The 26,457-nt window shown below is 58.3% G+C and carries 20 protein-coding genes and 2 pseudogenes; 1 reads left to right on the forward strand and 21 read right to left on the reverse strand.

Features of this window, described 5'->3' with window-relative positions; genetic code table 11:
• Positions 1–227: 227 nt before the first annotated feature.
• The 17 genes and pseudogenes from FBZ93_RS37980 to FBZ93_RS41575 form a co-directional block, all read right to left on the reverse strand.
• Entirely contained in the window at positions 228–2,369 is a 2,142-nt protein-coding gene (locus FBZ93_RS37980; protein ID WP_167529416.1) for a TonB-dependent receptor, read from the reverse strand.
• A 1,480-nt stretch (positions 2,370–3,849) separates the two neighbouring features.
• Entirely contained in the window at positions 3,850–4,914 is a 1,065-nt protein-coding gene (locus tag FBZ93_RS37985) for a succinylglutamate desuccinylase/aspartoacylase family protein (protein ID WP_146992687.1), read from the reverse strand.
• A 13-nt stretch (positions 4,915–4,927) separates the two neighbouring features.
• Entirely contained in the window at positions 4,928–6,043 is a 1,116-nt protein-coding gene (locus FBZ93_RS37990; RefSeq protein ID WP_146992688.1) for a PLP-dependent aminotransferase family protein, read from the reverse strand.
• A 91-nt stretch (positions 6,044–6,134) separates the two neighbouring features.
• Positions 6,135–6,380 carry a hypothetical protein gene (locus FBZ93_RS37995; RefSeq protein WP_167529417.1) on the reverse strand — a complete coding sequence of 82 codons (246 nt, stop codon included), beginning with the start codon at positions 6,378–6,380 and terminating at the stop codon, positions 6,135–6,137.
• 3 nt (positions 6,381–6,383) lie between these two features.
• Complete coding sequence (locus FBZ93_RS38000; RefSeq protein ID WP_146992692.1) at positions 6,384–7,226, reverse strand: carbohydrate ABC transporter permease; 843 nt, start codon at positions 7,224–7,226, stop codon at positions 6,384–6,386.
• Positions 7,227–7,264: 38 nt separating this feature from the next.
• Positions 7,265–9,520: a DUF6351 family protein gene (locus FBZ93_RS38005; protein WP_146992694.1), complete on the reverse strand. Its 2,256-nt coding sequence runs from the start codon at positions 9,518–9,520 to the stop codon at positions 7,265–7,267.
• 263 nt (positions 9,521–9,783) lie between these two features.
• Positions 9,784–11,358: a hypothetical protein gene (locus tag FBZ93_RS38010; protein WP_146992696.1), complete on the reverse strand. Its 1,575-nt coding sequence runs from the start codon at positions 11,356–11,358 to the stop codon at positions 9,784–9,786.
• A gap of 26 nt (positions 11,359–11,384) precedes the next feature.
• Positions 11,385–11,774, reverse strand: coding sequence for a cupredoxin domain-containing protein (locus FBZ93_RS38015; RefSeq protein WP_146992698.1), 390 nt, complete (start codon positions 11,772–11,774; stop codon positions 11,385–11,387).
• Between the two features lie 16 nt (positions 11,775–11,790).
• Entirely contained in the window at positions 11,791–12,411 is a 621-nt protein-coding gene (locus tag FBZ93_RS38020; RefSeq protein ID WP_146992700.1) for a CC0125/CC1285 family lipoprotein, read from the reverse strand.
• Positions 12,412–12,441: 30 nt separating this feature from the next.
• Complete coding sequence (locus FBZ93_RS38025; protein ID WP_146992701.1) at positions 12,442–13,146, reverse strand: cytochrome b/b6 domain-containing protein; 705 nt, start codon at positions 13,144–13,146, stop codon at positions 12,442–12,444.
• A gap of 8 nt (positions 13,147–13,154) precedes the next feature.
• Complete coding sequence (locus tag FBZ93_RS38030) at positions 13,155–13,649, reverse strand: c-type cytochrome (protein WP_167529418.1); 495 nt, start codon at positions 13,647–13,649, stop codon at positions 13,155–13,157.
• A 56-nt stretch (positions 13,650–13,705) separates the two neighbouring features.
• Entirely contained in the window at positions 13,706–15,040 is a 1,335-nt protein-coding gene (locus FBZ93_RS38035) for a DUF1552 domain-containing protein (RefSeq protein ID WP_146992705.1), read from the reverse strand.
• Positions 15,041–15,051: 11 nt separating this feature from the next.
• Entirely contained in the window at positions 15,052–16,587 is a 1,536-nt protein-coding gene (locus FBZ93_RS38040) for a DUF1592 domain-containing protein (RefSeq protein WP_167529419.1), read from the reverse strand.
• Positions 16,588–16,968: 381 nt separating this feature from the next.
• Entirely contained in the window at positions 16,969–17,943 is a 975-nt protein-coding gene (locus FBZ93_RS38045) for a carbohydrate ABC transporter permease (protein ID WP_146992709.1), read from the reverse strand.
• Entirely contained in the window at positions 17,940–18,596 is a 657-nt protein-coding gene (locus FBZ93_RS42050; protein ID WP_433995481.1) for an ABC transporter ATP-binding protein, read from the reverse strand. Before FBZ93_RS42050 ends, FBZ93_RS38045 begins: the two co-directional genes overlap by 4 nt.
• Positions 18,594–19,052, reverse strand: a pseudogene (locus FBZ93_RS42055) (ABC transporter ATP-binding protein); the annotation flags it as partial. The gene FBZ93_RS42050 and the pseudogene FBZ93_RS42055, both read right to left, overlap by 3 nt.
• Positions 19,053–19,786: 734 nt before the next feature.
• Positions 19,787–19,944: pseudogene (locus FBZ93_RS41575) on the reverse strand (recombinase family protein); the annotation flags it as partial.
• 458 nt (positions 19,945–20,402) lie between these two features.
• Between FBZ93_RS41575 and FBZ93_RS38065 the strand changes: the two are divergent.
• On the forward strand, positions 20,403–22,271 hold the full coding sequence (locus tag FBZ93_RS38065; RefSeq protein ID WP_146992713.1) for a hypothetical protein: 1,869 nt from the start codon (positions 20,403–20,405) through the stop codon (positions 22,269–22,271).
• A 342-nt stretch (positions 22,272–22,613) separates the two neighbouring features.
• Here the strand turns inward: FBZ93_RS38065 and FBZ93_RS38070 are convergent, their stop codons facing one another.
• From FBZ93_RS38070 to FBZ93_RS38085, 4 genes are all read right to left on the reverse strand, one after another.
• Complete coding sequence (locus tag FBZ93_RS38070) at positions 22,614–23,558, reverse strand: glycosyltransferase family 2 protein (protein ID WP_146992714.1); 945 nt, start codon at positions 23,556–23,558, stop codon at positions 22,614–22,616.
• Between the two features lie 119 nt (positions 23,559–23,677).
• Positions 23,678–24,589, reverse strand: a complete 912-nt coding sequence (locus tag FBZ93_RS38075; RefSeq protein WP_146992716.1) for a transketolase family protein — start codon at positions 24,587–24,589, stop codon at positions 23,678–23,680.
• A complete protein-coding gene (locus tag FBZ93_RS38080; RefSeq protein ID WP_146992718.1) occupies positions 24,589–25,404 on the reverse strand; it encodes a transketolase in 816 nt (271 codons plus the stop codon). Before FBZ93_RS38080 ends, FBZ93_RS38075 begins: the two co-directional genes overlap by 1 nt.
• The gene (locus tag FBZ93_RS38085) at positions 25,401–26,450 is read right to left on the reverse strand and encodes an NAD-dependent epimerase/dehydratase family protein (protein WP_167529420.1); all 1,050 of its coding nucleotides are present in this window, start codon (positions 26,448–26,450) and stop codon (positions 25,401–25,403) included. The genes FBZ93_RS38080 and FBZ93_RS38085 overlap by 4 nt, the downstream gene beginning before the upstream one ends.
• Positions 26,451–26,457: the final 7 nt, after the last annotated feature.

A 26,457-nucleotide genomic window follows, 5' to 3' on the forward strand; every position in this document is an offset into this window, starting at 1 on the left:
ACGAGGTCTGCAAGCGTCTTCCGGTCCAGGTGCGTGAATCGCGAGACGGTTCTGGTGACGTACTTTCCGCACCGGATGGTCCGGCCAAGGTACCAGAAGCGATCGGTAATCACGGTGAGCGCGATTAGTAACAGGACGGCCATCACATAGAGATTGCCGTCGGACTGCGCCGCGAGCTCGGTGAGACGATCCAGAGTCATGTCTAATTCCTTCGATGATGATTGGCGTCAGAACTGCACGGTCAGGCTGCTATAGATGTTCCGGCCGATCTGCGTGTAGAACAGCGGCGTCAGCAACTTGCCGGAATAGCCGCCGAAATCTACGATCGTTCGACTATCGAGGATATTGCTGATCCCGAATTTTGCAGTCACCGCTGCCAGATTGGGCAGAGGGTTCTTGACCTTGTAGGTGACAGCCATGTCGAGCTGATTGAACGGTGACAGCGGTTGCTTTTGCCCGACGTCACCAAACCGGGAACCGACCCATTTGTCCGTCAGCGAGGCGTGCCAGTTGCCCTGTTCGTAGATCAGGCCGGCTGCAAGGGTCGCGTTGGGCGCCTGTGCAATCCATTGCCCAGTCTGGACGCTCTTGGCACTGTTAAGGCTGCCATTGCCGAAAACACTGAAGCCGTTGCCGACGTGAACCGTTCCTTCGAGTTCGATACCCTTGTAGGTTACCCCCCCCTGGTTGAAGTAGTTGGTGACGCCGCCAATGCTCCGCGATGCGATCATATTCTGGAAGTCGATGTAATAGACGTCGCCAGCAAGCGTGAAACTCTGACTCTGATAGCTCGTGCCAACCTGATAGTTCCAAGTCGTTTGCGGTTGGACATTGGCGCTGCCGGGCAAAGCAGCGGGTGGGGTCAAGAACCCCTCCGCGGCCTGCGCATAAACCGACCAGTTGGGCGACAGCTTGTAGTTCGCGGCGAGCGAAGGCAGAGCCTTCGCCCAAGTCTGGGAGTAATCCAGCGGCCCGTGGGTGTTCGGATCGACGAGCGAATCGTAGCTGCGCTTGACATAGGCATATTTCGCGCCGGTCGTAATCGTCAGGCCAGGCAGCGGCTTCCAGTCGCCTTCCACATACGGCTGCACGGTGTCCAAGGCGAGGTTCTGGCTAAAGTTGGTGGAGATGTATTTCTGCGCCAGCGTCATGTCGACGTTAAACCACCCGCGATAGCTGGGCTGGTGCTCCGCCCAGGCCCCCATCTTCACGGCTCCGTCAGGAAGTTCCTTGGCAATCGCGATCACATCGCCATAGGAGCGGTAGTTTACAGGACCGGAATTGCCCGGAACATCGTTGACGCCGAGGACCGTGCCAAGACCGGAATTGCCACTGACATCCGCCCCCACAAGGTAGGGCGCTTGGTAATAGCCGTAGGTGTAGACCTTGTTCTCGAGATGCCAGCCGTCGCCAAAGTCGGACTGGAGGCCGAGGTAATCGAAATCGGTCTTGATATTCCAAAAGTTGTAGCCCGCGTAGTTCTGCTGGTTTGGGGAGGAGGACAGTCCATAGTTCGGGCCGTAGGCCGCAATCTGGGCGAGCGACGCGCCCGAAAAATAGTTTCGCGTCTCATTATTGTAGATCGATACAAAGGTAAGCGTGGTGTTGTCGCTGAGCGGCTGCACGAACTTCAATGCCGCGTTTTCCCGCTCCTTGGCAGTGTTCGTGTAATAGCCGTCACTCTTTGTGAACTGTGTGTCGAGGAAGAGCGACGCGCCGTTCGTACTTGCGATCTTGCCGGAATCGAGCTGGAGGCCATAGAGCTGCGTGTTGAAGCTGCCGTAGCTCGTGGTCGCCGTTATTGCCGAGGTCGACATTGGCGACTTGGTTTGGAGCGCCACGGTGCCGCCGAACGTCGCGTCACCCACGTTCGATGCCGTACCTGGGCCACGGTCGACGGAGACCTGCCCCAGATCGTTCGTCATGATGAACGTGCCGCTGCGATTGGTTTGGCTGTAGGACCGCATCGGAATTCCATCGAGCGTCACGTTGAACTGGCCGTTCTGGAAACCGCGGATCGAGATGGTGGCATCGTCGCCGCCCTTTCCGCTCGGCTGGACCATCACGCTCGGCGCAACACTAATGACCTTATCGAAGTTGGCGGTCTGTGGAATGTTGTTCTCGATATAATGCTTGTCGATGACGGAGGTCGGCTGTGTCACCGTCAACGGCGTTGTCGTCGGCGCTTGATACACCGCCGAATTGACATCGCTAGCACTGTCGGACGTCTGGACAGTCCCGAGATCAGTCGTCTGCGCATGCGCACCTGTCACCCCCGCCACCGGTGGAACGCTCGCAGCCAACCAAAGAGCGGCGTCGATAAAGCGGCGCTTGATCCGCCGCCGGTCTGCGGTACTCGACACTCGCATCTGTAGCCCCTCTGTTTTCCCACTGAACCGCCTCGTGCTCAACGGTCCAAAGCCTCGTTGGACCGTCCTATTGGCTCTGGAATTACACAGTTGGATGACGCTCATCGAATAATTGGATGCGAGGTTGCGCGGATGCGATGATTCGTTCCGCGTTCGGTGATTGTGGCGGGCACTCAGTCGGAGATCGCGCGCGAATTGGCCGTAACGCCGTTGGCAAGGGCCTTGATCACCGGAGTTCGACCAGCCGTTGTCTTGCGACCTGAGACCTATCTCGAGTCAAAGCCGAACGGAGCGACCGTATAGCAAGTTGGCCAAGACAAGACTCCGTGGTGGGAGCCGAGTTGGATTAGCTACTTTGGCGTGTTTGCCGAAGCCGATGCCAAAGGTGCCCGCTGCACCAGTCGCTGAACGTGTCGGCCGATCATCCTGTGACTCGAGCCCGGCCGGGATGCGCAATCCTGCTGACTCCCCGTGTCCCCAGGGGAAACACAGATATCTGACCGCAATTCTTTTGGATGCTGTCAATCAACACGTAGGCTTTGCCAAGCACGGTATGAGGTCGCGTATCTCGCTTGGAGTGTTCGTAATTTGCGGTGCCTTAGAAGAGTTCGCACTCTACAGTTGGATGACATTCACCGAGTATTTCAGATCGCGCACATGCGGCCAACCAAAAGAGCAGCGATGGGTATGAAGGTCAATTGCCGGCGCCGTGTAATCCAAGAAGCCGCCGATTCGGTTGCAACCGGGCGAAGCGTGATCTTCGTCGCGAGCTGGGTTTCAATGCAAGGTTGTGCGGCACGCGTTCGGATCACCGGCTGCGTCCCGGACGAGGTTCGGATTAATGATCGGCATTGCGACAATGAACGGCAGACCGTAGAACTCGCCGTCATGACGGCAGAGTGCGTCCGAGATCGCGCGGTAGTTCTGGTTGACCCAGTTCCTTGTCAGTGGCGTGGAGTAGCGTGAGTGACACCAGCAGACCACCACGTTGAGTGGCTAAGCGTGATTGGTTGTAGCCTTGGAAGATCACGTCCGACACGGAGCCGATAACGGCACCTTGCACAAGGCACTTGGTCAGATCGTCGTACTCGTGCGCTGGCGACTGCGAACCTCGATCTCAGGATGCTCCTTGCGAAAGCCCGCGATGTTGCCATCCGGCATCAACAAATGAACGGCGCGACATCAATTGACGTGACGCCGGCCGCTACTGGGAGGGCCAACAGCAGCGTGCACGCCGACAGCAAGTCTCGTAAGCACATGACAGTCTCATCCGCTCCTATTGCACTCGCGCGTTCGCCCTAAGCGCGTAAGCGCGTTGGCCCGCGCGCGGATGACACTGTGACGGTCTCCATAACCACCTCGCTGACGGCAGCGATTGCGCAAGGAGGGTGCAGGTCGGGCCCCCTTGGGTCAAGCCGGGGTACCGCCGCACGACCGCGTCCGATTTCCATCTTGAGTCTTCATGCTCGTCCTCTTCTATTCAGTTCTTGTATGTTGAAGCCGTCGATGACCAGTCGCGACCGAGTGCAAAGAGGCAGTCGCCGCGACCGGTTCGGGCAGGAATCCGGCGGGTGAGCACGATGCCGCCAGTTTTGACAACGACTCTTTCCGGCTCACGCCAAGGGCTAGTGGTGAAGTGAATCCTGCCGACAAGCTGTCCGGCGACGACGTCATCACCGAGCCCGACGAGCGGCTCGAACAGGCCTCGCTCGCTCGTGTCGGCGTAAATATAGTCGGGCGTAGGGACGCGGTGCACCACGCGACATTCCGACGGCGAACGGTCGGTTAAAGGGCGGATCGTAGTCCCGATATGGTGGAGAAGCCGAGCCAATCCGTGTTCGGCCATTTCCACGGCGGAGGCGTTCACCCAACCTCCACCACCCAACTCGGTCGATAGATGTTGGACTCCCTGACGTCGGCAGGCGCCGATCAGCGCTCTATCACCGCCGGTCGAGTGGTCAATGACCATGCCGGTTGGCATGCCGAAGACACGCAGCAGGGAAACAACGGCGTCGAGCCGGTCTGGATCGGACGGTTGTGCGACCACGGCACAAGGAAGATACTCGGTACTGAGACTGCCAGAATGCAGATCAAATGCGTAGTTGACGCGCGGCAACAGTTCACTTTCGATAAAATGGGCGATCATCGATGTTGGACCGCCGTCCGGGTCCCCCGGAAACTGGCGGTTGAGGTTCCCATCGTCGAGCGGCGAGTTACGGCGATCGGCGCGAACAGCCGGAGCGTTTGCTCCCGGAAGAATCAAGAGCCGTCCGCGCACGTCCTCATGGCGCAAGCTGCGGATAAGATTCATGAGGATAACCTGACCCTCGTACTCGTTGCCGTGGTTACCAGCCATCAGCAAGACACTTGGCCCTTCGCTGTTGCGAATCGTTACGATTGGGATCGGCTCGTAGTTGTATCCTGTGTCATCACCTGAGCGATCATGCACCGCGAGCGGCAGTCGAAGATATCCGACCTGCTTGCCAGGCGCGTCGAGATCAAGATCGGTCCAGATCTTGGACGCTTGTTTGGTCGACTGCTTCATGGAACCCTTCTCCTCATTTAAAATACACCTTGGTGATAGTGTTCAGCCCGCGCTCGAAATCAGCCCGGTCGCGCGGCGTGCCCATACCGAACCGGATCGCGTTAGGCGGGCGCGTGTCTCCCATTGCGTAGGTGCTGCTCGTGCTCACCTCGACGCCGAGAGCACGCAACTCCGAGACAAAGTCACTTGCAGGGCGGCTGTCGGGCAGCGAAAGCCAGACATGCAGGCAGTCCGGCCGGGTGCGGAGGTCGGCACCGGCGAGGCGCTCGGCAACGATTGCCTGGCGGGCGCGTGTCTCCGCCCGAACCGCCTCGATGATGCGGTCAGCGTGGCCGATCTCGATAAGCTTCGACACGACGCTGCCGTTCATCGGCGCGCACATCCAGTAAGTGGCGCGTACACCGGGCCAGAACCGCTCCGCCGCAGCAGCAGCGGTCGGCGCCACGACATAGGCGACCTTAAGCGCCGCTGCCAAGGACTTGGCAGTGCCGAGAATGTACCAGGAGAGCTCCGGCGCGAAGGTTGATAGCGGCAGCGGCATGTCCCGAGGCAGCAGGCTATAGATGTCATCTTCGATGATGGCAATGCCGTACCGGCGACAAATTTCAGCGATAGCTTGGCGGCGCACGACACTCATGATCCCTGTGGTCGGGTTCTGCAGCGTGGGCATGGCGTAGTAGGCCGCCGGACGATCGGCGCGACAGATCGCTTCGAAGGCGTCGGGCAGAGCGCCCTCCTCGTCCATGGGTACGGGCGAGAGGTCGAAGCCGAGATGGTCGGCGAATGAACGAAGCGTGGGATAGCTTAGCGACTCTAGTGCCAGTCGCCTGCCCCGACCGACGAGGCTGGCGAGCAACATCAAGAGAATGCTTTGGGTGCCGTTCGCGACGACAATCCGGTCAGGTGCTGGCATCTCCGACAGGCGACGGGCGACGAAACGCGCGCCGGCGCAGCGGTCGCGCTCGCTGCCGCGGAATTGGTGAGCACCGATGAGGTCGTTCGGCTCGAAGTCGGCGAGCACCCCTCCAACGGCACCGCGATAGGCATCGTTAAAGACGTGGGGCACCTTCGGCGGCAAATTGCCACTCATGTTGAGAAATAGGGCGTTCGACTGAAGCGACGCGTTCATGGGTGTCTTCCTAGTGATTAGTCGGGTGGTCAGGGGATAGGCCGCTTGCGGGTCTGTTCGGCCATAACAGCGAATGCGGCCTTCGGTTTTGTTAGATGACCACCTGCCGCATGACGTCAGTCAAAATTTCGGCAATCTCTATCTGTGTCGGCCGGAACGATATCGAGTTTGTGGAGGATAGCTGGGCGCTAAGTCCATCAAGCGTCGTATTGTTGGAGCTGATTAGGTTGCTGATCTTCAATGTTGCCTTGCTGGCGGCAGCGGCGCGCGACGATGGCAAAACCGCCGAGTCGATGCCCTCGATGAGGACATCTCCGCATGTCAGAGGCATCGGCATCTCCTATTTCACCGCGCCTCCGGTCATTCCTTCGACAAACCATTTTTGTGCAGCGAAGAACGCGATGACGAGCGGTAGGACGACGAGAGTAGACGCGGCCATGAGGGGCCCGTAGTCGTTGCCGGCCTCCTCGTTCTTGAACGCCATGATACCGAGCGGCGACGGCATCAGAGACTGGTCGCGCACCGCGATCAGCGGCCAGAACAGATCGTTCCAGTGGCTGACCACCGAGAAGATCGAGAAGGCGATGACAGCCGGGAGCGCCATTGGCACCATGATCCTCCAGACAATGGCAAGTTCTGAGAGACCATCGAGGCGGGCGGCGTGCACGACATCGTCGGGAATGGTCTTGAAGAACTGGCGGAATAGGAAGATGCCGAAAGGCGAGACGACATAGGGGAAGATGAGCGCTGCATAGGTGTTGAGGATGCCGAGCTGGTAGCCGAGGATGAAGAGCGGCAGCGAGAGCACCTGATGCGGCAGCAGCAGACCGATCAGCACGAGGCCAAAGAGGAGATCGCGTCCGGGAAACCGGAGCTTGGCGAGCGCGTAGGCGCACGGGGCACCGACGAGAATCTGCAGTGCCAAGATCGAAGAACAAACGATCAGGCCGTTGCCCAGATAGCGCGGCAGCGGCGCTTCGGTCAGTGCCTTGGTATAGTTCTCGACGCCATAGAACTGCGCAGGCCAGAAGGACAAGGACGCGCGGAATATCTCGCCCGGTGGCTTGATAGACAGCGACACCATCCAGATGAAGGGAACGAGAACGAGCGCTCCGGTGACGAGCAGCACGGCATGTCGAAGAATGGCGACGGGCGGCGACAGGTGGTTGCTGGTGGCGCTCATTGGTAATGTACCTTGCTGTCCGGGGCAAACGAAACGTTTCAGTAGAACCGCCAAGTAGACTTCGTGATTTCCTGTCCCACGCCCGGCCGACCCCAGTCGCAAACACCTGATGGAAAAACAACCTTGAGTCGGGCGAGCTGATCGGCAGTCAGAGGTTGTAAATATTCAGCCGAGTCGATAGGCTTGAGCTGGCACTTCAACACGTCATCAGAGACTGGACCGCCCGCCGCAATACGCGGATCCGCATGCGACGGATAGATATCGTTGCATTTGCGGTGTCCGCCGTAGGACGCAGGCTCACTAATTCTTTCTCCTTCCAACGTCCAACAGCCGTCGACCAAGTCTGAAGGCTTGTTAGCCACAACCTTTTCATGCTCCGTCCGGGAGCTCGCGTCGGCGGAGACATTGTCCAGCCAGCGGTCCATCTGGCGAATGAGCTCCCCTTCACGTCGCGAATACTGACCATCGTTAGGATCCAGCCTTCCAGAAATATGAAAGTAATCAAATGCGGGGTCGACAAGTATAACCTGATTGTCGGCGTCCCCATTCGCAGCGCTAAGGCGGGCACGCATAGCGTAGGATCGAAAGGCGTCATGCAGGTTCGCGCGGTCATCGACATAATAGCGCCAATCGATGATCGGAATCTGACTCAGACCTCCGCCGCCTGTAACGACGAGCCCTTGGGTATATGCAATCTTGAGCGCATCGGTGTTTGCCCGTGTTCGCGCAGATACAATCAGTCCATCGCCATCAATTCCCCCGACGTTCTCATTCAAGTCGATGAACTGCTCGGCGCTGATCTTTGCATCGTTGAAGGCCCTCAGGCCATACTGAACACCGATGTTGTCGAGCGGCCGACGAACCAGCCCAGTCTCACGATCAAAGCCGAAAACGTTTTTTTCAGTGCTAAAGTAGTCACAACGTGCGCCCGTCGGATTTGTGATATGATCATAAACGAGTTCCGGTGGGATAGACGCGTCGCATTTCTCAGTGTATCTGCCTTTTGCGGTTTCAGAAGGCGCGCGCCTTGCGATTTCGAGACAGTCGTGCCAAGTAGCAAAACCGGATACGGCGGTTTTTTGCTGTTCCGACCAGGCATCCCCAGAGTTTCTAAAAGCGCGATCGAGCAATATGCAGTCGGTACGCCGCAAATCGGTTGTTAGCATGTCCGGGAAACTCATTTTCGGGATTATTCCATCGAGCAAGCCCGGGTAATTTTGCGCAATCATGTGCACTTGTATCGCTCCGCCCGATGCACCAAAGCCAATGGTGTGAACCGGCATACCGTATGATTTTATGAAATGTTCTCTTACCATCGACAAGGTCTCCGCAGAGACTCTGTCATTGCAGTTGTTTTCAGCGATGTTGAGCGTAGAGGTTGCCAACGCGTATCCTTGAGCAAGAACAAGCTGCGGATTGTCCCCCGAAGGGATCAGCGTGCCTTGACGATACCCGGCTGAACATCCGCCACCGAATTCATAGACAAGCCTGCCATTCCACCCGCCTTTCGGCCGCGCCCACGGCGTCGGAAGAGGATCGCCCGGTTGATGTAGGAATTGTATCTCGTAAACTGCACGATTAATCACACCCAACTCCCGTCGGATAACGTAATTGACCGTGTTACCCTCCGACGTAACAGTTTTTGCCATATCCGCGGGAGGCGGTGCCGAGGTGTCGTATGGCTTGAATCCTTGCGGAAGGCTTTTGGAGGTTGTTCGATTGATTGTAGCCAGTATCAATTGGATATCAGGTTTCTGGGACACCGGTTCCGTGGATTTATAGTAGTACTGAACAATGGTCTTCGCGTTGCAGTCCCTGTCTATCGCAGGACCGAGCCCATCCACATCGGTCTCACAGATGAACGGCTGTTGGTGAGGACCTGAAAAAATGGGACCAGCCAAAGGATGGCCAACAATCTCGAGGGTCGACCTGACTGTTCCATCGACCAGAATCTCAAGGATGTTTTTTCCATTCTTGAGTCCGTCCAAAAGGGCCACATAGGCGTGCGACGCTTTAGTCGGGCGGAACGATGACGAGACATCACGCCCATTGAAGTGAGCAATCCAAGTAGAAGAATTCGGAGAGCGCAATTCTATCAGCACATCGCCACCACTCGCTGAGTCTGCTCGACTTGAGATGGTGCGGAGGACAACATCTCCGCCAGTTTGTGAGGGATCAGCCACCGCGGTATGCGTCACGAGCACAATGTAGGCCAAAGCCGCTAACACTGTCCGCCAGACGGACGTCCACAGCGTCGCTGCTGGCGAACTCTCGCCAAATATTACGGGTGTCATTTCGAATTCCTTTGAGTTACGTAGGCTTCGTCTTACAGCTGGCCTCCCCAAAGACCGTGACAGAGATCGGAGTGTCGTGGAGAGCTTTGCTGGGCGTGCTGTCCGTGGCCATTACTTCATGAACGCTCTGCATATCGGAGTTTGCCGTGGCCCATCCGTTAGCCCATTCCGGCGAAGCGGCCCACAACGACATGTCTGCACTTGCGACCAAGCCGGTTGGTATCAACAGAGCCATGACCGACATCCGGGCGCTGGTCCAACCATCATTGTTCTTGCGCCATGGTTGCCGTGGCGGGCGCGCCGTTGCTGACTTGCTGTCGGGCTTGAGGAGGCTTTAGGGGATCACCTTCCTCATCCAGCTTGTCGCCGCGACTGTCGATGCGCTCACCCTGGTCATCAATCGGGTTACCGTCGTCGTCCCTGCCAACGCCGTCCGGATAGTGTGGACGATCCAGCGTCTTGAGGAAAAAGTCCTTGCCGGGAAGACCGACGGGAAATTTTTGCTCCAACTGAGGGTAGCCTGCTTCGAGTATGCCGGGCGGCACCGCCTGCGGGATCCGGGCCTCGATGCCCTTGATAATGTTGGCCTTGAGGGACTCAAAGGCCTTCCTTCGCCACAACTCCGGAGGATAAAAATCGGATTGTAGTGGAATCTTCACAGACTTGTCGGCGTCCACCACGTAAGCCGAACTCAACGTGATCCGGTACGCCGTCGAGATGCCATCGTATTGGCCTGTCTTTGGGTTCAGCATACCATCGGCCTTGCGGCGCAAGGCGTAGTAAAGAGCGATATGATCCTCATGAAGCTGGATGTCTGCGAAACCGGCACCTCGGGGTGAAGGAAACGAATTCTCGACATATAGGTCGCGCCAGTTGCGATAGCCACCGATCAAACCGGTGCCGCTGAGACCATTGGGCACGATGTTGAGACGGATCTTGCCCTTGGTAAGGTTAGTGTCGCCGGTCTGGTGATAGTACCGCGCGATGCGCGGCGTGTGCAGATGCTCCACCTGCTCGGTTTCCACCACGCCGTTTTTGATCTTCGCCTTGAGCTTGGTATACTGGGCTGACTTCAAAATGCGATAAGAATAATCCACCGCGATGCCGCCGCGGGCATCCTTAACGATCTTGTCCGGCGAATAGCCGATCTCCATGGTGGCGTCACTATCGTTCATCGGGTCCTGGTTTCCGGAAATCCGGATCACCATGGTGTAGAGGCCCCCCTCCAGATAGCGCTGGTGGAGGGCGGCGGAGAATGCGTTGGTAAGATCCCTCGCGCGCCAGGACGCATAGCAGCCCCCAGCACGATACAGCGCGTTGTCGATCCCCTTTTCGCCATCGGGACTGACAAAATCAGTAGGATTGATCTTGCCATCGAGATTGAAACCTTCAGCAATGCGGCTAGTCACTTCCGGCTGGCCGGGATCATCGGCGGCCCAAGGATTGACGTAGGTCTCGATGCCGGGCTTGTAGCCGCGATACGAGATGGCGCGGTCCCAGATAAGTAAGCGCGTGAATCCCGGATCTCGGACCTGGTCCAACCCAGGGGGGGCAACGATCCAATCGATCTCCTGCTTGGAACGCCACTTCTGGCGCGCCAGCGCGATCCTGGTTTGGTCAGGATTCGCGAAATTAGTGGTGCTTCCATGCGGGCAGTCAACGCCCGGCTCGATCTCCGCGCCGCGAGTAAAATCAGGCCGCCCGCCATAGCGGAAGGCATATTGGTAGGTCCCGACAACATAACCGCGAGTCCAGGAAGAAGCAGCGACGGGCAGCGCCGTCCCGCCGGTCAAGACTACGACCACTGTGCAAACCATGAGACGTGTTTTCGGGGCCATTAACATTCTCCTCCCAAGGGTAGGATCTAGGACACGACGACTGTTCCAACCATTCCCATTGCCTCGTGAAACTTGCAGACATATTTGTAAGTGCCCTTCACCGTGAAGGTATGGGTGAAGGTGGCATCTTCCTCCATGTCGCCGGAATCGAATGGCGCCGCGCCGGCCGGCAGAAGGACGTTGGAAGCTGTGGTCGCCTTGCCCGGATCGAAGGTGACGGAGTGGGTGATGACGCCGGGATTTGTCCACTTCACCGTGTCGCCTACGCTGATATTGACCGTCGCGGGCACGAACGCGCCCTTCGGACTGTTCTTCATGGAGACCTCGACGGTCTTGCCTTGGGCCAGCGCGGGTGACGCGACGACGACAGCCAGACCGGCGAACATTTCGGTAAAGGCACGACGATGAATCTTCATTGGAACGTCCTTGCGGTTATTCCGGCGGAGATACTTGGTTGATCAAGAGGTCAGAGACCGCTCCGGCTTCAAAAGCCAGGGGGTCGGCGTCGTCCATCTGTCCCTTGTGAAGCACGATGTCGGCGCTCACCTCGAAATCGGTGATGCTTTTGGCGTCATCGGAAATGAACGCCGCGCCCGCAAAAGGGCTCCAAGTCTTCCAAGCCGAGGAGCTGCTGGTCTTGTAGCGCCAGACGGGCCGGAAATAGTCCATGCGGAAGCTGTAGCGTAGACCTGCGGGATCGCGCTTGGGCATCGGTGCCGTGTCGCCATTGGCGCGGGATTCAGCAAGTGTGAACCAGCTCGCCTTTTGCTCCATAGTTAGCTCGGCGGCGCGATAGGCGAGATACTTCTCGATATCGCTGCGGGTGGTGAATTTGTGGCCGGCGACTACCAGGTGAAACCGGCTGTCATCCCTCTTCTGCGCCGTAAAAACCCCCGGCTTGGCCGGCGGCACCATTGGAAGGTTGTCAGAGGCTTGGGCCAGCTTGGCTGGTCCCGAAGCGGCCGCGGCGGGCGGCGCGTCAGCAGCAATACTAATTCCTGCTGAAGCGAAAAACTCGGCGAGGATAAAGCCAATAGCAAAACTGCGTTTCATTCTTCCTTACCTGTTCCGTCCTTCAATTCCTCAGAAATAGAAGCCGATCGACACCGCCCATACGATCGCTGTGGCGATCACCCCGCCGATCGCAAATCGCCACAGGGGTGCAATCTCCATCTCGGTGTCGCCCGCATTGCGTCGGCGCTTGCCGGAGATCATGGGCGCAACGAGATTTTGGCGCTTGTAGATGAAGTAGAAGATCATGGCCGCCAGATGCAGCGCGATCACCCACAGAAGAATGGTGAACCAATAGTAGTGCAAATGCGCGAGATGACGGCCTTGCTTGAAGGTCACGTAGCTGGACAAGGGTCCCGAATAGAGCCCGTCAACATCGACCGCAAACAGGCCAAGAATCAACACGGCCAGCACCAAGCCCACCATCAGAACAATGCTGACCGCCCCTAGCGCGTTGTGGCCGTGGGCGTGGAGCGTATCGCGCCGGTGCAGCGTGCTGGCATAGTCGAGAACGGCCTTAGGCCCTCTCACGAAATTGACGAAGCGCGCGGTCGAGGAGCCGACCAGCCCCCAATAGAGACGCATCAGCACGATCCACAGGATCGCATAGCCGCTATAGAGATGATATTCGAGTTCATTGTGAAGGCCGGTCCACCAACAAATCCCGATCCCGATCACGAGCAGCCAGTGCATGGCGCGCACCGGAAGGTCCCAGACTCGCAGGTCCGTCGTGTCGGCGACGGCCGATTGCATGTGGCTCATCTCAGAGGAAGTCATAGGCCACTCTAGTCGTCGTTTTGTTTTGCGTAGTCGGGCGAACGATAGCTGTCATGGCAGGCCTTGCAGGCCTTGCCCATCGCTTCCACCTCCTCCTTCAGTGCGTTCGCGTCCTTGCTGATCGCAACCTGATTCAGCTTCGCTGCCTCGACCTGCGCTACTTTGCCCAACGTTACGAAATCATCACTGTTCTGCCAGATGGCCGGGAGCGCATATGTCTTGGCTCCGGACTCCGGACCGCTCCCTTTCGGAAACCAGTTCGGCAGGTAGCCGCTGCGATCCTTGATCGTCTGAGCGTTAGGCGCGACCGTATTGTCCCAATCAATCGTTCGCTTCTTCAGCTCGTCATTGATCGCCTTTAGTGCACCGCCCATGTCACGGAACTTGCCCTGGCGGGACTTGATTTGAGCGACCTCTGCCGGACCTGCGGCAGCGTCCAGGACGGCAAGACCAATTGCTACACACATACCTGCGGCAACACAGCGAAAGCCCAACGCAAACATACGAACAACAACTCCCGGCCGATGCACCGTTGATGTCATCGATTTGGCGGACGCCCTTACGCCAACAAATCCGTGTACGGTTGCCTGATTTCCATGGAGCCCTTGCCCCAGACGTCAAGCGACACGCCCATAGCCCTATGGATCGTCAGTCCGACGCGCGATACGGGACTGCTGTCGCCCGCGACGTGATAACCCGCCTTCATGCGGCCGCTGGCGCCGCCGGCCAGGAAGATGGGAAGACCGTTGGCGTCATGGACTCTGGCATTGCCCGATTCGCTAAAGGCAAAGACCAAGCTGTGATCCAGAACCGTACCGTCGCCTTCAGGAACCGTATCCAGCTCTTTCAAGAGCATGGCGAACAGCTCCATGGAGTCCAAATTGTACTGCGCTACCTGCGGCTGATAGCCAAGTACTGGATCGATGGGCTCTTCATGGGTGGACTGATGATACCCCAAGGAGTCGCCGGGCACGAACATCGAGGATGTGGGCTCGGAAATGCTGAGGTTGAACACCCGGGTCTGGTCGGTTGCGAGCGCAAGAGCGCCAAGCCGCGCCATCAACGGCGTCACGTTTCGAAGGTTGGGAAGGGAATTGTTGCACACCATCTCGGCGGGCGCAGCGGGAATGGCGACCTCAGCCTGGATTTCAGGACGCTGCAGTTGCGCGGCCACCTGTAATTCGGCCTCGCGCACCGAGGTGAAGTACTGATCCATGCGGGCGCGATCGGCAGTACCCAGATTCTGCATGACCCGCTTGCGGTTGTCTGCCACTGCCGACAACACGCTTTGCTGGATCAGGGCCTGGGGATCCGGTTTCCAGTCACCCTTGGTGGGATCCTGGAAGCCCGGCCCAAACAGGCGGGTATAGAGCGAAAGGGGAGAAGCCTCAGCCGGCAAAGTGTTAGCCCCGCCCAAGCTGGAATAGCTTTGCTTCGGATCGCCGGCGGCGGATGCGGAAATCGACTTGAACCGGGCCCCGTGCGAAATGACGTCGGCAATCTGGCGGTCGATGGTCTTGGAACCGAACTCGTTTGGCTTGGTGGGTGAGATGCCCGTGGCGGCAGCCGCCGCGCCGGACCAATGCTGGATATTAGGATTGTCATCGAGCGGGACCCGCAGCCCGCTGAACACGTTCAGCTTAGCGCGATAGGGCTCCAGCGGCTTCAGCTGGGGCGTCATCTCATAGTCCTTGCCGCCCGTCTTGGGGATCCACAACTGCTGGGTTAGCCCACAGCCGAAGAAGAAGGTGTTGAAACGGGTGGGAAGCGGCCTTCCCGTCGCGGCCAGCGACTCGCCCTTGCTGTCGAGGAAGCAGTCAAGGAACGGCAGCCCCATGACGGCCAGAGCGCCCTGGCATGTGCCCCGGAGCAGAAATCTGCGATCGATCTTCATGACTTTCCTATCTACTGGGCCGGGACGTTGGGCGCGGAGCTGGTTGCTTCGGGAGAAGGCGGAGGTGCGCTGAAGTAGTCGTTGTCCAAGACTATGCTCTCGAGCAGGGAACGCATGCGAAAACCGGAGTCCGCGAAAGCCTGATAGCCGGCCTTGAAGGCCGAGGCGGGGACATCATCGCTGTTCACGCCACGAGAATACGCGTAGACCTTGCGTGCAAGGCACGCCGTGTATTTGGGATCGTCGTGCAGGAATTGCCCAAGTCCCGCGGCGCCAACAAAGTGCCTGCCCTTTATCGTGGCCGAAAGATCAACCGGCTCTCCATTCTCCGTGGTGCGGCGCTGACCGATTGTGTCAAAACCTTCCAGCGACAGGCCGATCGGATCGCTGTGATGGTGACACGAGGCGCAGGCGCTATTGGTCGCATGCGCCGTCAGGCGCTCGCGTACGGTCTTCAATGGGCCACTCGTATCATTAACGACCGAGAAATCCACATTGGCCGGCGGTGTGGGTGTGGGCTCGCACAGCAGGATATCCATCACTGCGACACCGCGCTTGGTGGGCGAACTGCGGCCAGGATGAGAGAACATTGCCAGCATGCTGGCTTGGGTAAGAACGCCGCTGCGCCCAGAATCGGGCGCGAACTCATACGGTGTCCATTCGCCCGTGAATTGAAACGGCAGCTGATAATCGGCCGCCAGGCTGCGGTTGAGAAAAGTCTTGCGCGTGGTCATCAGGTCGCGCATGTCGCCATTGGTATGCAATGCCAGATCGATGACGGTACGCAGCGTCTCTTCCTTCGCCGAAGCGGCAATTCCTGAGTTCCACTTGGGATAAAGGATGCTGTCCTTGGAGACCGTATCGAAGTTGTCGAGCTCCAGCATGTCGTTGAAGAAAGCCCGCATCCCAACGTCCAGGCGCGGCGAAGACATCAAGCGGTCGACCTGCTTCTCAAGTCCGGCAGCGGTGTTCAGATCGCCCCGCTCGGCTGCTTGGAGCAACTCGGCGTCGGGCGTTGAATCCCACATCAGGTAGCTGAGGCGCGTCGCTCGGCTATAGGAGTCCAGCGCAAATTGCTTGTTACCGACGGGCACAGCGTTTTCCATACGAAACAAGAATTCCGGCGCCTGAAGCAAGCTGGCCAGACCAAAGCGCAAGCCGGCATAGAAATCGTTCTGCGACTTTGCCAAGCCGCTGCTCAGATTGACGGCGCTTGTGATCTCGTCCTGGGTCAATGGCCGGCGGTACAGCAATCGTCCATAGTGGCTTAGCACCTGCGCGGTACAGGCATCATCCGGCTCTTTGGGCGCCTTGGGCGCGCAAGGCAGCTTGACGCGGTATTTCGCGCCCGTCACCTGGGTAGCGATGCTGTCCGCCAGTTTGGTGAAGAAGTCAAAGCCCACAGGCGTGACCGAAAGCACCGAAGTGCCGGCTGCCAGCAATCCACCAATGCGGATCGTGGGCTGGAGGAATCCACGCACTTCAACCTCACTACCGAAAATATCGGCAATGGAGTTGCGATACTCTGCTTGGGTCAGCTGCCTCATGCTCACGACTTCCGAACTGGCGTCGGACCGGGCTGAAGGGATGTCGCCGGCCATCGCACTGGGCGCCAACACTGTTAGGAATAGAAAGGAGATAGCTAGATTTCGCATTCGTCCCATTATCCGGCCCTCGATAGAATAAGCGCCCGTTTGGGGGTTGTTCTTTTTGGCTGCGCGGCGCTCCGAGATCGTTCGAGCCCCATGACATCATCTGACATTCGGTGGCCCTTTTTCCTCGACCTCTGAGTGTAACCAACTCGCAATCAGCCCCTTTGCCGCGGCGCTCACAAATCTCGCCCGCCCGCGCCTTCGTATAGTTGTCTCATAGAATTGGGCGGGCCAGCCAGAAGGAGAAGGACCCATGCGGACGATTTCTTGTGATGCTCATTGGTAATGCACCTTCCTGTCCATGACGCTGGTCTGGACGAGTGCGAGCGTCACGACGATTGCGAGAAAGACAACGGCAACTGCGGCACCATATCCGGTGCGCAGATACACAAAGCTCTCTCGGTACAGCGTATAGAGCAGCACTTCGGAGGCATGGCCAGGCCCCCCCTGGGTAAGCACCTTCACGGTGTCGAACGAATCGAACGCCCTCAGCGCGACAACGATAACAACAAACATAGAAACTGGTCCTAGCATGGGCAGGGTGACAGTCCGCAGCCGGTCGAACCAACGATCAGCACCGTCGACGTCGGCCGCATCGTAGAGGTCTTGCGGGATGCTCTTCAGGCCGGCCAAGAACAGCACCATGGCAAAGCCGAGATTCTGCCAGATGCCGATGACGGCCAGCACCGAGAGAGCCGTATTCTCGTCACGCAGCCAGTTGGCAGTCGGAAGGCCGATAGCCGCGAGCGTCTGGTTAACGAGGCCGATAGTGGGGTGCAGTAGCGCCTCCCAGGCGATCGCCATCGCTGCGAGCGTCGTCATGAAGGGCAGAAAGTGGATGGCGCGATAAAAGGAGCGGCAGGACTTTCCAGTTTCGATCAGAAGCGCGATCAGAAGGCCGAAGACGACAGTGCCAGGCACAACGATCAGAACGTAGATAACGGTGTTGAGAAGCGAAGTCCTGAAACCCGTGTCGGCGAATGCCTCGCGGAAATTGGCGAGACCAACAAAGGACAGTGAACGCGCTCCGAACTGCCAGTCTGTGAGCGCGATGACGAATACGCCGATCACCGGCAGGAAGAACAGGACGAGCAGACAGAGGACTGCCGGCCCGGCCAGCGTCCAGGCTGCCGCCACTTCCGCAAAGGCGCGTCTGCGGACCGGTGAAGCCGTGGGCGATGGCGCTGTTCGAACTCCACGGGTCACGGACACCCCGTCGGAGACGCTGGAAAGCGCAAGCGGATCGCTCATCGGGCGACCTCCCGGAAGGGAGTAACCGATGCCCGGTTGGATTCCGCTTCCGGGCGCAAACGCCGCCCATCACGGGCAAAGAGAAGCACGCGGTCTCGCCTGACGCCGACATGCAATGTCTGGCCGAGGGCAATATGAGGTGTCCGCTCGGCTGGCAGCCTCACGATAAGCGGATGATCGACGCCCGCCAGATCGAGATGAACGAAGAGGTCGGAGCCCATATGCTCGATTATGCGCACCGAACCGGTCAGTGCGCCCTGCCCGCCGTGGTCGGAGAGATGAAAACCCTCCGGGCGAATGCCAAGCGTGAGAGGCGCGCCGGCGCGTGCATCAGTCTCGATCGCGAGCGTCGATCCGGCCACATCGATCAGCCGGTGCTCGCGCACTACACCGTCGAGCATGTTGATCTTGGGCGAACCGATGAATTCGGCGACGCGCCGGTCGTCGGGATCGGCATAGATGTCCTGCGGAGGAGCGACCTGCAACAACTCGCCGTCGAGCATTACCGCGACCCGGTCTGACAGCGTCATGGCCTCGGCCTGGTCATGGGTGACATAGACGAAGGTGACCCCGAGCCGCTGGTGAAGTTCCTTGATCTCGGCGCGCATTTGCACCCGCAGCTTGGCATCGAGGTTGGACAGCGGCTCGTCCATCAGGAACACGGCCGGATGGCGCACCATCGCTCGGCCGACCGCCACGCGCTGGCGCTGGCCGCCGGAGAGCTGCCCGGGTTTGCGGGTCAGCAGGTGCCCGATGCCCAGCGACTTGGCCGTGCGCGTGACTTCCACGTCGATCTCGGCGGCGATGCGCGTCGTTCCTGGCAACAGGCGGCCGAGAACAGGAAACCTCTGAAAGGCGGAAAGCCGGCGCATCCGAAGCGGCAGCGCCAAGTTGGACGCGACCGTCAAATGAGGATAGAGCGCATAGGATTGAAACACCATGGCGACGTCTCGACGCCTCGGCCGCAGTCCATCCACGACACCATCGCTGATCGAAATTGAACCTCCATCCTGCAGTTCGAGCCCCGCTAGGACACGCAGCAATGTCGACTTCCCACACCCCGATGGGCCCAACAGCGTCAGGAACTCACCATCCCTTATGGACAGCGAAACACCACGCAAGACCGAGGTCGGGCCGTAATTCTTTCGGATGCTATCGATCAAAACGCATGCCATGCGCCATTACCTGCCAGGATGAATTTCTTTCGCGAGATGCGTTGGGGCAAGAGAGTTTCAAAACCAGCAACGCTACAGCTGGATGACACCAATCGAATAACTCGATACAAACTCATGCAAGATGCGATGACGTGCGAGCTTGCCGAGCAAGGCATCCCGGGGAGACGAATTTCGTCTAAAGCGGCCTCCTGTGCAGATCGTCCGCTAACGGAGGCACACGGGCCTTCGACAAAAACCGGGCGCTCGGTCAATCGCCATCTCGCCGGCCGAAAACAGCGAACTGACCGACTTCCGCCTTGGGCGACGCAGTCGCCGAGCGCACGATCCTATTCACCACCCGGCGCATGCGCCGGGCGGGATAGAATGGAGGTGAATCGCAGCGCCTCGCTCTGTCGACAGGTTGCGGGTTCCAAATCTTCAGGCGTTCTCGTCTATTAGCCAAGATCGAACCGGACAGTTCGACATGTTGATCAAACATCTATGATGAACAGCTGGTCAGCGTTGGGTGTAAGACGCCGAACCGGATTTCAACACGCCGCCTGCGATCTGCGAAGCCGGCATCCGGGCGATCCTCTACGGGCGGACGAAATATACGGTCGTCGCCGGAATCAAACCACTGCGCGAGGCAATGCTGGCCACCGCGCCAGTGAATGACGAGCACAACTTCGCATGAGCCGATTGTCGGGATCGTAGGCGCCCTGGCGACGTTCTGCCAAATTGGCCTCGTAACGCGCCTGATGCAGCTTCAGATCCAAAACGCGCCTTTGTTCGGCTTGTCGCTCGCGTGCATGCGCTCGGCCTCCAAAGCCGCCTCGATCGCAATGGGCTAAACTATCTAACCGTTAGCCGGCGTCCGCATGGTCCACAACATTACTCTTGACGTGATCAGGCTTGAACCAACCAGTTTTCACCAACGGCGACGATCCGACGCGTCGTCTCAGTCGGTGGCGCACCGCCAACGTCGTTTCCTCCAGAACAAGCCTTCCGGTCTAGTCCACCCCGCATCTCGCAACGGAGTTCAGCGAGGCATCGAGGCCGGCGCATGACCTTCCTCCCCTTGATGGAATCGGTACGTGATCGTCAGGCCGCTCGGCAAATAGATCAGGTGATCGGGACGGAACATCTAGTCTCGTCCGTGAACCCGCTCAACTTCAAGTTCATCCCCTACCTAGTGATGGGCTCCACCAATTCTTGGAGGAGATTGCGGGGCTCAGGTCAGTTAAGAGCTCGTCGAGGTATCCATTGGAATGGGTCTCCTCCTATGAGGCTAGCTGGAAGGGGCCTATGCCAAGAAATAACCGCTCTACCGACGCAATGGCGTTGTCAGTTTTGCTGGATCGGACTTTGCTGACTCTGTCCGCCGCAACTACAGCGATCCTTTTCGCCTGGCTACTATACTACAGTAGTTGCGGTTTCCGTCTCAGCGGCGAAGGCTTCTACCTCAACTCCATCGCAAACCCTTTCGCCTACACAATCAATAGTCCACCGACGCTTTTTGGCTTCGTCTATCACTGGCCATATCAGTGGGTGGGTGGCGACATCGCAGTGCTTCGCATGGCGAACGTCACGCTTACCATGACACTGGGTTGGATTCTCAGCTTCCTTATGATCCGGCGCCTCTGGACAGCGGGCTGGCCACATGCGGCGGTGCTATCGGCAGGGATCGCCGGCCTGGCATTAGTCCAGTTTAGCACCTGGTTGCTCACCCCCGGCTACTACGCACTTACCTTTCAATCGCTCTTGATCGTGATGATCGGCTTGCTCCTACCCGATCGGCCAGGACGCATCCGCCAGGTCTTGGGGTGGATCCTTGTGGGCGTTGGCGGGTGGTGCTGCTTCATGGCCAGGCCGAGCACCGCTGCGGCCATTGCCCTTCTCGTTGTGCTCTATGTCGTCGTTTTGCGCCGAAAGTCGCTGCTGCCTATGCTTGGCGCGGCGCTGGTCGCTCTCACTCTACTGATCGTTACCGCCTACTTGATCGATGGCGGCATCACTGGGCTGGTGAACCGTATGGTCAACAGCGCTGATTTTGAAATTCTGCTGGGGGCCCGGCACGAGGTGTCTTTCATGTTTCGGATCGACTGGCTCGAAACCAGTCCTGGGCAACTCGCTATGGCTGTGTTAATGGCGATAGCCCTTCTGCTCAGCATTCTCATGGGGTCTAGGCACAAGTTGTTCCTATCGCTGGCTCTCGCCGGGGTGTTGATCGTAACAATAGCGACTGTGCTGCTGGGGACCGATCCGATCAGCATTAAGCTCACGACTTTATTCCTGGTACCGGCCTTCGCATGCCTTGGCGCGATGTTCTGGCGTGAGAGATTGATTCTGTGCGCACAGACTCCCACTAGCATCGCTCTAACGCTAATTTTTTTAGTACTGCCGCACCTGTCCGCGCTGGGCTCCAATCTCAATTACTGGTTCGCGGGGTCCATGGCCGCCTTGTTCTGGATGCTCGCGCTCGTTGCTTTCCTGAGCCCTCTTGCGCAACAGGGACGCAGCGTCGCCGCCCTACTGCCCCTGACGGTGTTGGCACAAGGGCTTACTGCATCAGTGATCAATGCTGCCATCCTCAAGCCTTGGAACCAAGTGAAGGATCTGCGCGCTTATACCGCCGTCACACACCTGCCCGGTGGTGGAAAATTGGTGCTCCCGCAGCCCCTCCACGACTATCTAGCCACGGCCAGAGCCCAGGCTCGTGCGGCCGGCCTTGAAATCGGCACACCCGCGGTCGATCTCTCCGGCCGCTCGCCGGGCGTGCTGTATGTGCTCGAGACGCGAGCGCTCGGTCTACCATGGCTGGTCGGCCCACATGACAGTAACCCAGCCCATTTCGGTCAACCATGGCCAATCGTGCCACATACCGGCAGTAACGTAGCCGCGGTGGTAGCGCTCGGACTTGAGAGCTGCGCCGATCTGGCCAAAGCGTGGGTACTAATCGAGCCAGAGGGCCCGCATCGTCTTGACCAAGCCAGTATCATGGCCTCCTTTGGAGCTCACCCGACGGACTATGTCGTCGCCGCGGCGTTCGAAACCCCGATCAATGACGGGCATGATCGGGATGCTTACAGGCAGTCCTTGCTCAAGCCCGTACGCCCCGCCGTGCTGGCGGAACAATCCTGCCATGAAGCGAGGCGACAACGGCCGGATCGCTAGAAACGGAGCCAGTCGTGAAAGCTGCGATCCTCGTGGGTGTCACCTCGGAAACCCGTGTTTGCGAGCCAAGTCAGCTGCCTTCGCTCCACGCTTATGCTTCCTTCAATACAGCGATAATCTGCTTCCGTGAACCTTGCTCCTTGCTCGCCTCATCCGTCCGTCCTTCTTCAGACCGGATTCTAACTCTATCTCGAGGAAATACGCAGCGACGAGTCAGGACGCAAGCATGTCAGCGCGCTGTCCGAGCCGCCGAAGAGCGTTCAAATGGTGTCGAACCCAAGACTGCAAACCGAAAACAATCATAGCACTTCAGCAATAAACGAATGAGCCGCGCGGCTTACATCAGAGATGCTCTGACCCAAAGTTTACCCGCTCGGCTTCAATGACATGAGGCATCTTTGTTACGTGTGTTTGTATTGATCCCAGATATTCTCCAATTAGGCCCAAGAAGAGCATTTGAATGCCGCCAAAAAAGGAGATTCCGATGAGAATCGGGGCGAGACCGCACTCGAACCAGCTCCAGAATAGAAGCTTGACGCCAAAATAACCGAGAGAAATAGCCATACTGACGATCGAGACGAGAAAGCCGAGCATAGTCATCAGACGAACCGGGACTTTGGAATGCTTCGTCACACCCAACATCGCCGTGTCGTAGAGCAAATAGAGGTTCTGACTGCTAGATCCTCGATTGCGCCGCGGTTGATGGAAGGGGACGGTGGCAATCTTAAAGCCGACTTCGCAGACAAGCCCACGAAAGTAGGGATAGGGATCGTCGATCTTGCGCAGCACATCAATGATAAAGCGATCGTAGAGGCCCGAGCCGGTCGCATTCTGCACCAAAGGCACGTCAGAAATACGCGAGATCATCCGATAATAGAGTCGGCGCAGGTGGAACATGAATGGCGATTCCTCACTCGCCGGCTTGACGGCCATGATGGTCTTGTAACCCTCTTCCCACTTGGCAATGAACTGGGGAATCATCTCAGGTGGATCCTGAAGGTCAGCAGCGATCAGCACCACGGCGTCGCCACTAGCCTGCAATATGGCGTGGAACGATGACCGGATATAGCCGAAGTTTCGGGTGTTCACGATGACCTTAACCCGGACGTCTTTCGCTGCAATGCCGCGCAAGATTTCCAGGGTTCGGTCGGTGGATGCGTTGTCGATGAGGATGTGTTCGTATTCATAGCCGGTGCCGGTCATTACTGTTGCGATACGGCTGCACAGTTCAACGACATTGTCCTGTTCGTTAAACACGGGCGTGACAATACTGATGGTCTTACTCATGTACGAACTGGCTGCTCAGCAGGTGTATAGGGTGCTAACGGCAAAGAAGATTGACAACGCGATTGTCCTCCCACACCTCGTCGAGACGAAAAGATGACCAGGGTTTACCGCATGACAGTTCAAGGCCGAAGGCTCGCCAGCGTTAACCCCGCCGAAGCACGCAAATAGTCCTGGCTGCCCGCGGTGCCGATGAAGCAATTCGGAATGGCTATGCGCCTGACGCGAGGCATGGATGACAGGTTGCCGACGGCGTACATGTCGCTCAGCGCTTCGACGATGGAGCTACCAAAACCGCCATTGAGTTGATGCTCCTCCAAGGTAACTAGCAGATCGTGTGCCTGGGCGATTTCCCGCAGTTGAGCAGGATCGTATCCACCGACAAAAGGTACGCTAAATACTGACCAGGAGTTTCCCGCAGCTCGGACCTCCAAAAGGGCGTGAGCCACGATGGCGCCGGTGGCGAGGATCGCAACATCATTTCCCGCCTGCACAGGAAGCAAGCGGCCGGGCGCAAAGTCGAGTGAAGTCGCTGGATCGTGGATCAACTCTTCGCCGATTTTGTTGATGCGCACATAGCCGGGGCCACGATAGGAAGCCATGAAGTGTGCGGCGGCGCGCGCCTCAACAGGATCTGCCGGGGCACAGACGGTCATGTTGGGGATAACGCGCAACATGGCGATATCCTCGGTAGCATGATGGGAAACACCCTGCGGACCGTAAGCATAGCCGGCGCCTACAGCCAACACCTTCACGCTGGCTTCGTGATAGCAGACATCATAGCGGATTTGCTCCATAGCCCGGAGCGTCGAGAAGTTCCCAATTGAGTAGGTGAAGACATTGTAGCCTTCGCGCGCTAAGCCCACAGCAACCTGCGTCATATTCTGCTCGGCAATCCCAACATTGAGGAAGCGATCGGGGAAACGATCGGCAAATATCTCCAGAACCGAGTATCCCAGGTCACCGCACAACAGAAAGATGTCGTCGCGCGCGGCAGCCAGTTCACACAAAGTATTGATGAAAGTGTTGCGCACTATAGCTGCCCGAGTTCGACGCGCGCCGCGTGAAGATCGGCGTCGGAGGGAGATTTGTAGTGCCAGGCGAGCTGGCCTTCCATGAAGCTGACGCCCTTACCCTTGACTGTGTGAGCGATAATGCAGTGAGGGCGGCCCTGCCGACGAGCTTTCGCAACGGAAAGTGCCGACTTAATAGCAGACAGATCGTGGCCATCGAGCTCGATGACCGACCAGTTGAAGGCCCTGAATTTTCCGGCGAGCGGCTCGAGTCCCGTCACGGCCTCTACGGTGCCAAAGCTCTGCAGCTTGTTGTAGTCGACGATGGCGATAAGATTATCTAGCCGGTTGTGGGCGGCGAATAGTATCGCTTCCCAGTTCGAACCCTCGTCCAGTTCGCCATCGCCGAGAACAGTGAACACCGAATAAGAAAGGCTGCGACGTTTACCCGCCAGCGCCGATCCGCAGGCGACGCCGAGCGCGTGGCCGAGACTGCCTGTTGACAGTTCGATCCCAGGCAGCCTGTGACTGACGTGAGACGTAAAGCGACTGCCGTCCGCGATGAAACCCTCCCGTAACCCGCCCGCAGGAAAGAAACCACGGATATCAAGCGCAGCGTAAAGCGCAACGCAGGCATGACCCTTACTATAGAACAGCCGATCGCGTACCGGGTCGCTTGCAAGGTCCGGCGCGATGCGCATGACATCACCATAGAGCACGGCCAGGATATCGGCGACCGAGAGGGCTCCTCCGATATGTGAGGTACGCTTGCAATGGCACAGGTCAAGCGCCGCAAGACGGATACGACGGGCGAATTCATCAAGAGCAATGGTCATGGGTACTTTGCCTCGAGTAGACGCGTCCGATACCATTCGATGGTGCGGTCCAAGGCGACGTCGAATGGAATACCAATCGAAAGGCCAAGTTCGTCGTGGGCGCGGGCAATGGACGGTACATAGCGCTCCGGCGGACGATCAGCTTGGGCAACGCCCTGAATTTCAATAGCCGGCTGCGCCAAACCTGCGGCCCTGGCAACGACCATCGCCAGGCTCGCAATTGAAACGGGCTGATCGGATCCCACATTGTAGGCGCGTGATGGCAAACCGCGCATGAGAATGGCTAGCAGCCAAATTACCAGATCAACCGCGTACATATATGAACGCAGGGGTGTTCCATCGCCACGAATAACGATCGGTTGACCCAGGATGGCGTCACGGATGAAATTTCCAGCGGCAAATTGCCGGTCGAGCGCGAGGTAGGGACCAATCTGGGCAAAGACGCGCGCCGATTTGCACGATAGCCCGGCTTCCGCACCATAGGCGGTGCCCAGCCATTCAGCGGCACGTTTGCCCAGTGCATAGGCCGCACCGACGACCGACGGGTCGGGTGCGCCCAAATAGTCTTCGCATACAAGGTCAATGTGGGCGGGTATGGGACCGTAGATCGCACCCGAGGACAGCAGCAGCACGTCGGTGATGCCCCGCTTTCGGCAGAAGTCGAGCAATCGCCGCGTTCCGCCGACGGTAACGTCGAAAGTGTGCAAAGGTGAGGATGTCGCGATAACGTCGGTGGCCCCATGGATGGCGTGGGTGAAAGAGCTGGGAGGAAACACGAAATCCCGCACATCGCCGGCGATGAGCTTCACGGCCGGATCGGTGCCAAGGTGAGGATGAGTGGCGGCGAACCGAGCCGGATCACGGCTCAGAACCGTTATCGAAAGCGCCAAAGACAGAGCGCGATCCGCATGGATCAGAGCTTCGAGCAGCCAGCGGCCGATATAACCGGTGCCGCCAGTGATAAATATACGCGCGCCAACAAGGGCTCTGAGATCGGAGCTTGCGTGCTTGAGGACAAGATCGAGATCGGCTTGCGGAACGGCCAATTTGAGG

This window comes from Bradyrhizobium macuxiense (assembly GCF_007993935.1).
Lineage (GTDB): Bacteria > Pseudomonadota > Alphaproteobacteria > Rhizobiales > Xanthobacteraceae > Bradyrhizobium > Bradyrhizobium macuxiense_A.

What these genes read in the sequence shown, in the direction of transcription:
- FBZ93_RS37980 (WP_167529416.1), bottom strand. Translation starts at nt 2,369, where the DNA reads ATGCGAGTGTCGAGTACCGCAGACCGGCGGCGGATCAAGCGCCGCTTT.
- FBZ93_RS38010 (WP_146992696.1), bottom strand. Translation starts at nt 11,358, where the DNA reads ATGGCCCCGAAAACACGTCTCATGGTTTGCACAGTGGTCGTAGTCTTG.
- FBZ93_RS38080 (WP_146992718.1), bottom strand. Translation starts at nt 25,404, where the DNA reads ATGACCATTGCTCTTGATGAATTCGCCCGTCGTATCCGTCTTGCGGCG.
- FBZ93_RS38000 (WP_146992692.1), bottom strand. Translation starts at nt 7,226, where the DNA reads ATGAGCGCCACCAGCAACCACCTGTCGCCGCCCGTCGCCATTCTTCGA.
- FBZ93_RS38020 (WP_146992700.1), bottom strand. Translation starts at nt 12,411, where the DNA reads ATGAAACGCAGTTTTGCTATTGGCTTTATCCTCGCCGAGTTTTTCGCT.
- FBZ93_RS38005 (WP_146992694.1), bottom strand. Translation starts at nt 9,520, where the DNA reads ATGACACCCGTAATATTTGGCGAGAGTTCGCCAGCAGCGACGCTGTGG.
- FBZ93_RS38040 (WP_167529419.1), bottom strand. Translation starts at nt 16,587, where the DNA reads ATGAGGCAGCTGACCCAAGCAGAGTATCGCAACTCCATTGCCGATATT.
- FBZ93_RS38035 (WP_146992705.1), bottom strand. Translation starts at nt 15,040, where the DNA reads ATGAAGATCGATCGCAGATTTCTGCTCCGGGGCACATGCCAGGGCGCT.
- FBZ93_RS37990 (WP_146992688.1), bottom strand. Translation starts at nt 6,043, where the DNA reads ATGAACGCGTCGCTTCAGTCGAACGCCCTATTTCTCAACATGAGTGGC.
- FBZ93_RS37995 (WP_167529417.1), bottom strand. Translation starts at nt 6,380, where the DNA reads ATGCCGATGCCTCTGACATGCGGAGATGTCCTCATCGAGGGCATCGAC.
- FBZ93_RS38070 (WP_146992714.1), bottom strand. Translation starts at nt 23,558, where the DNA reads ATGAGTAAGACCATCAGTATTGTCACGCCCGTGTTTAACGAACAGGAC.
- FBZ93_RS37985 (WP_146992687.1), bottom strand. Translation starts at nt 4,914, where the DNA reads ATGAAGCAGTCGACCAAACAAGCGTCCAAGATCTGGACCGATCTTGAT.
- FBZ93_RS38015 (WP_146992698.1), bottom strand. Translation starts at nt 11,774, where the DNA reads ATGAAGATTCATCGTCGTGCCTTTACCGAAATGTTCGCCGGTCTGGCT.
- FBZ93_RS38045 (WP_146992709.1), bottom strand. Translation starts at nt 17,943, where the DNA reads ATGAGCGATCCGCTTGCGCTTTCCAGCGTCTCCGACGGGGTGTCCGTG.
- FBZ93_RS38065 (WP_146992713.1), top strand. Translation starts at nt 20,403, where the DNA reads ATGCCAAGAAATAACCGCTCTACCGACGCAATGGCGTTGTCAGTTTTG.
- FBZ93_RS38025 (WP_146992701.1), bottom strand. Translation starts at nt 13,146, where the DNA reads ATGACTTCCTCTGAGATGAGCCACATGCAATCGGCCGTCGCCGACACG.
- FBZ93_RS38030 (WP_167529418.1), bottom strand. Translation starts at nt 13,649, where the DNA reads ATGTTTGCGTTGGGCTTTCGCTGTGTTGCCGCAGGTATGTGTGTAGCA.
- FBZ93_RS42050 (WP_433995481.1), bottom strand. Translation starts at nt 18,596, where the DNA reads ATGGACGAGCCGCTGTCCAACCTCGATGCCAAGCTGCGGGTGCAAATG.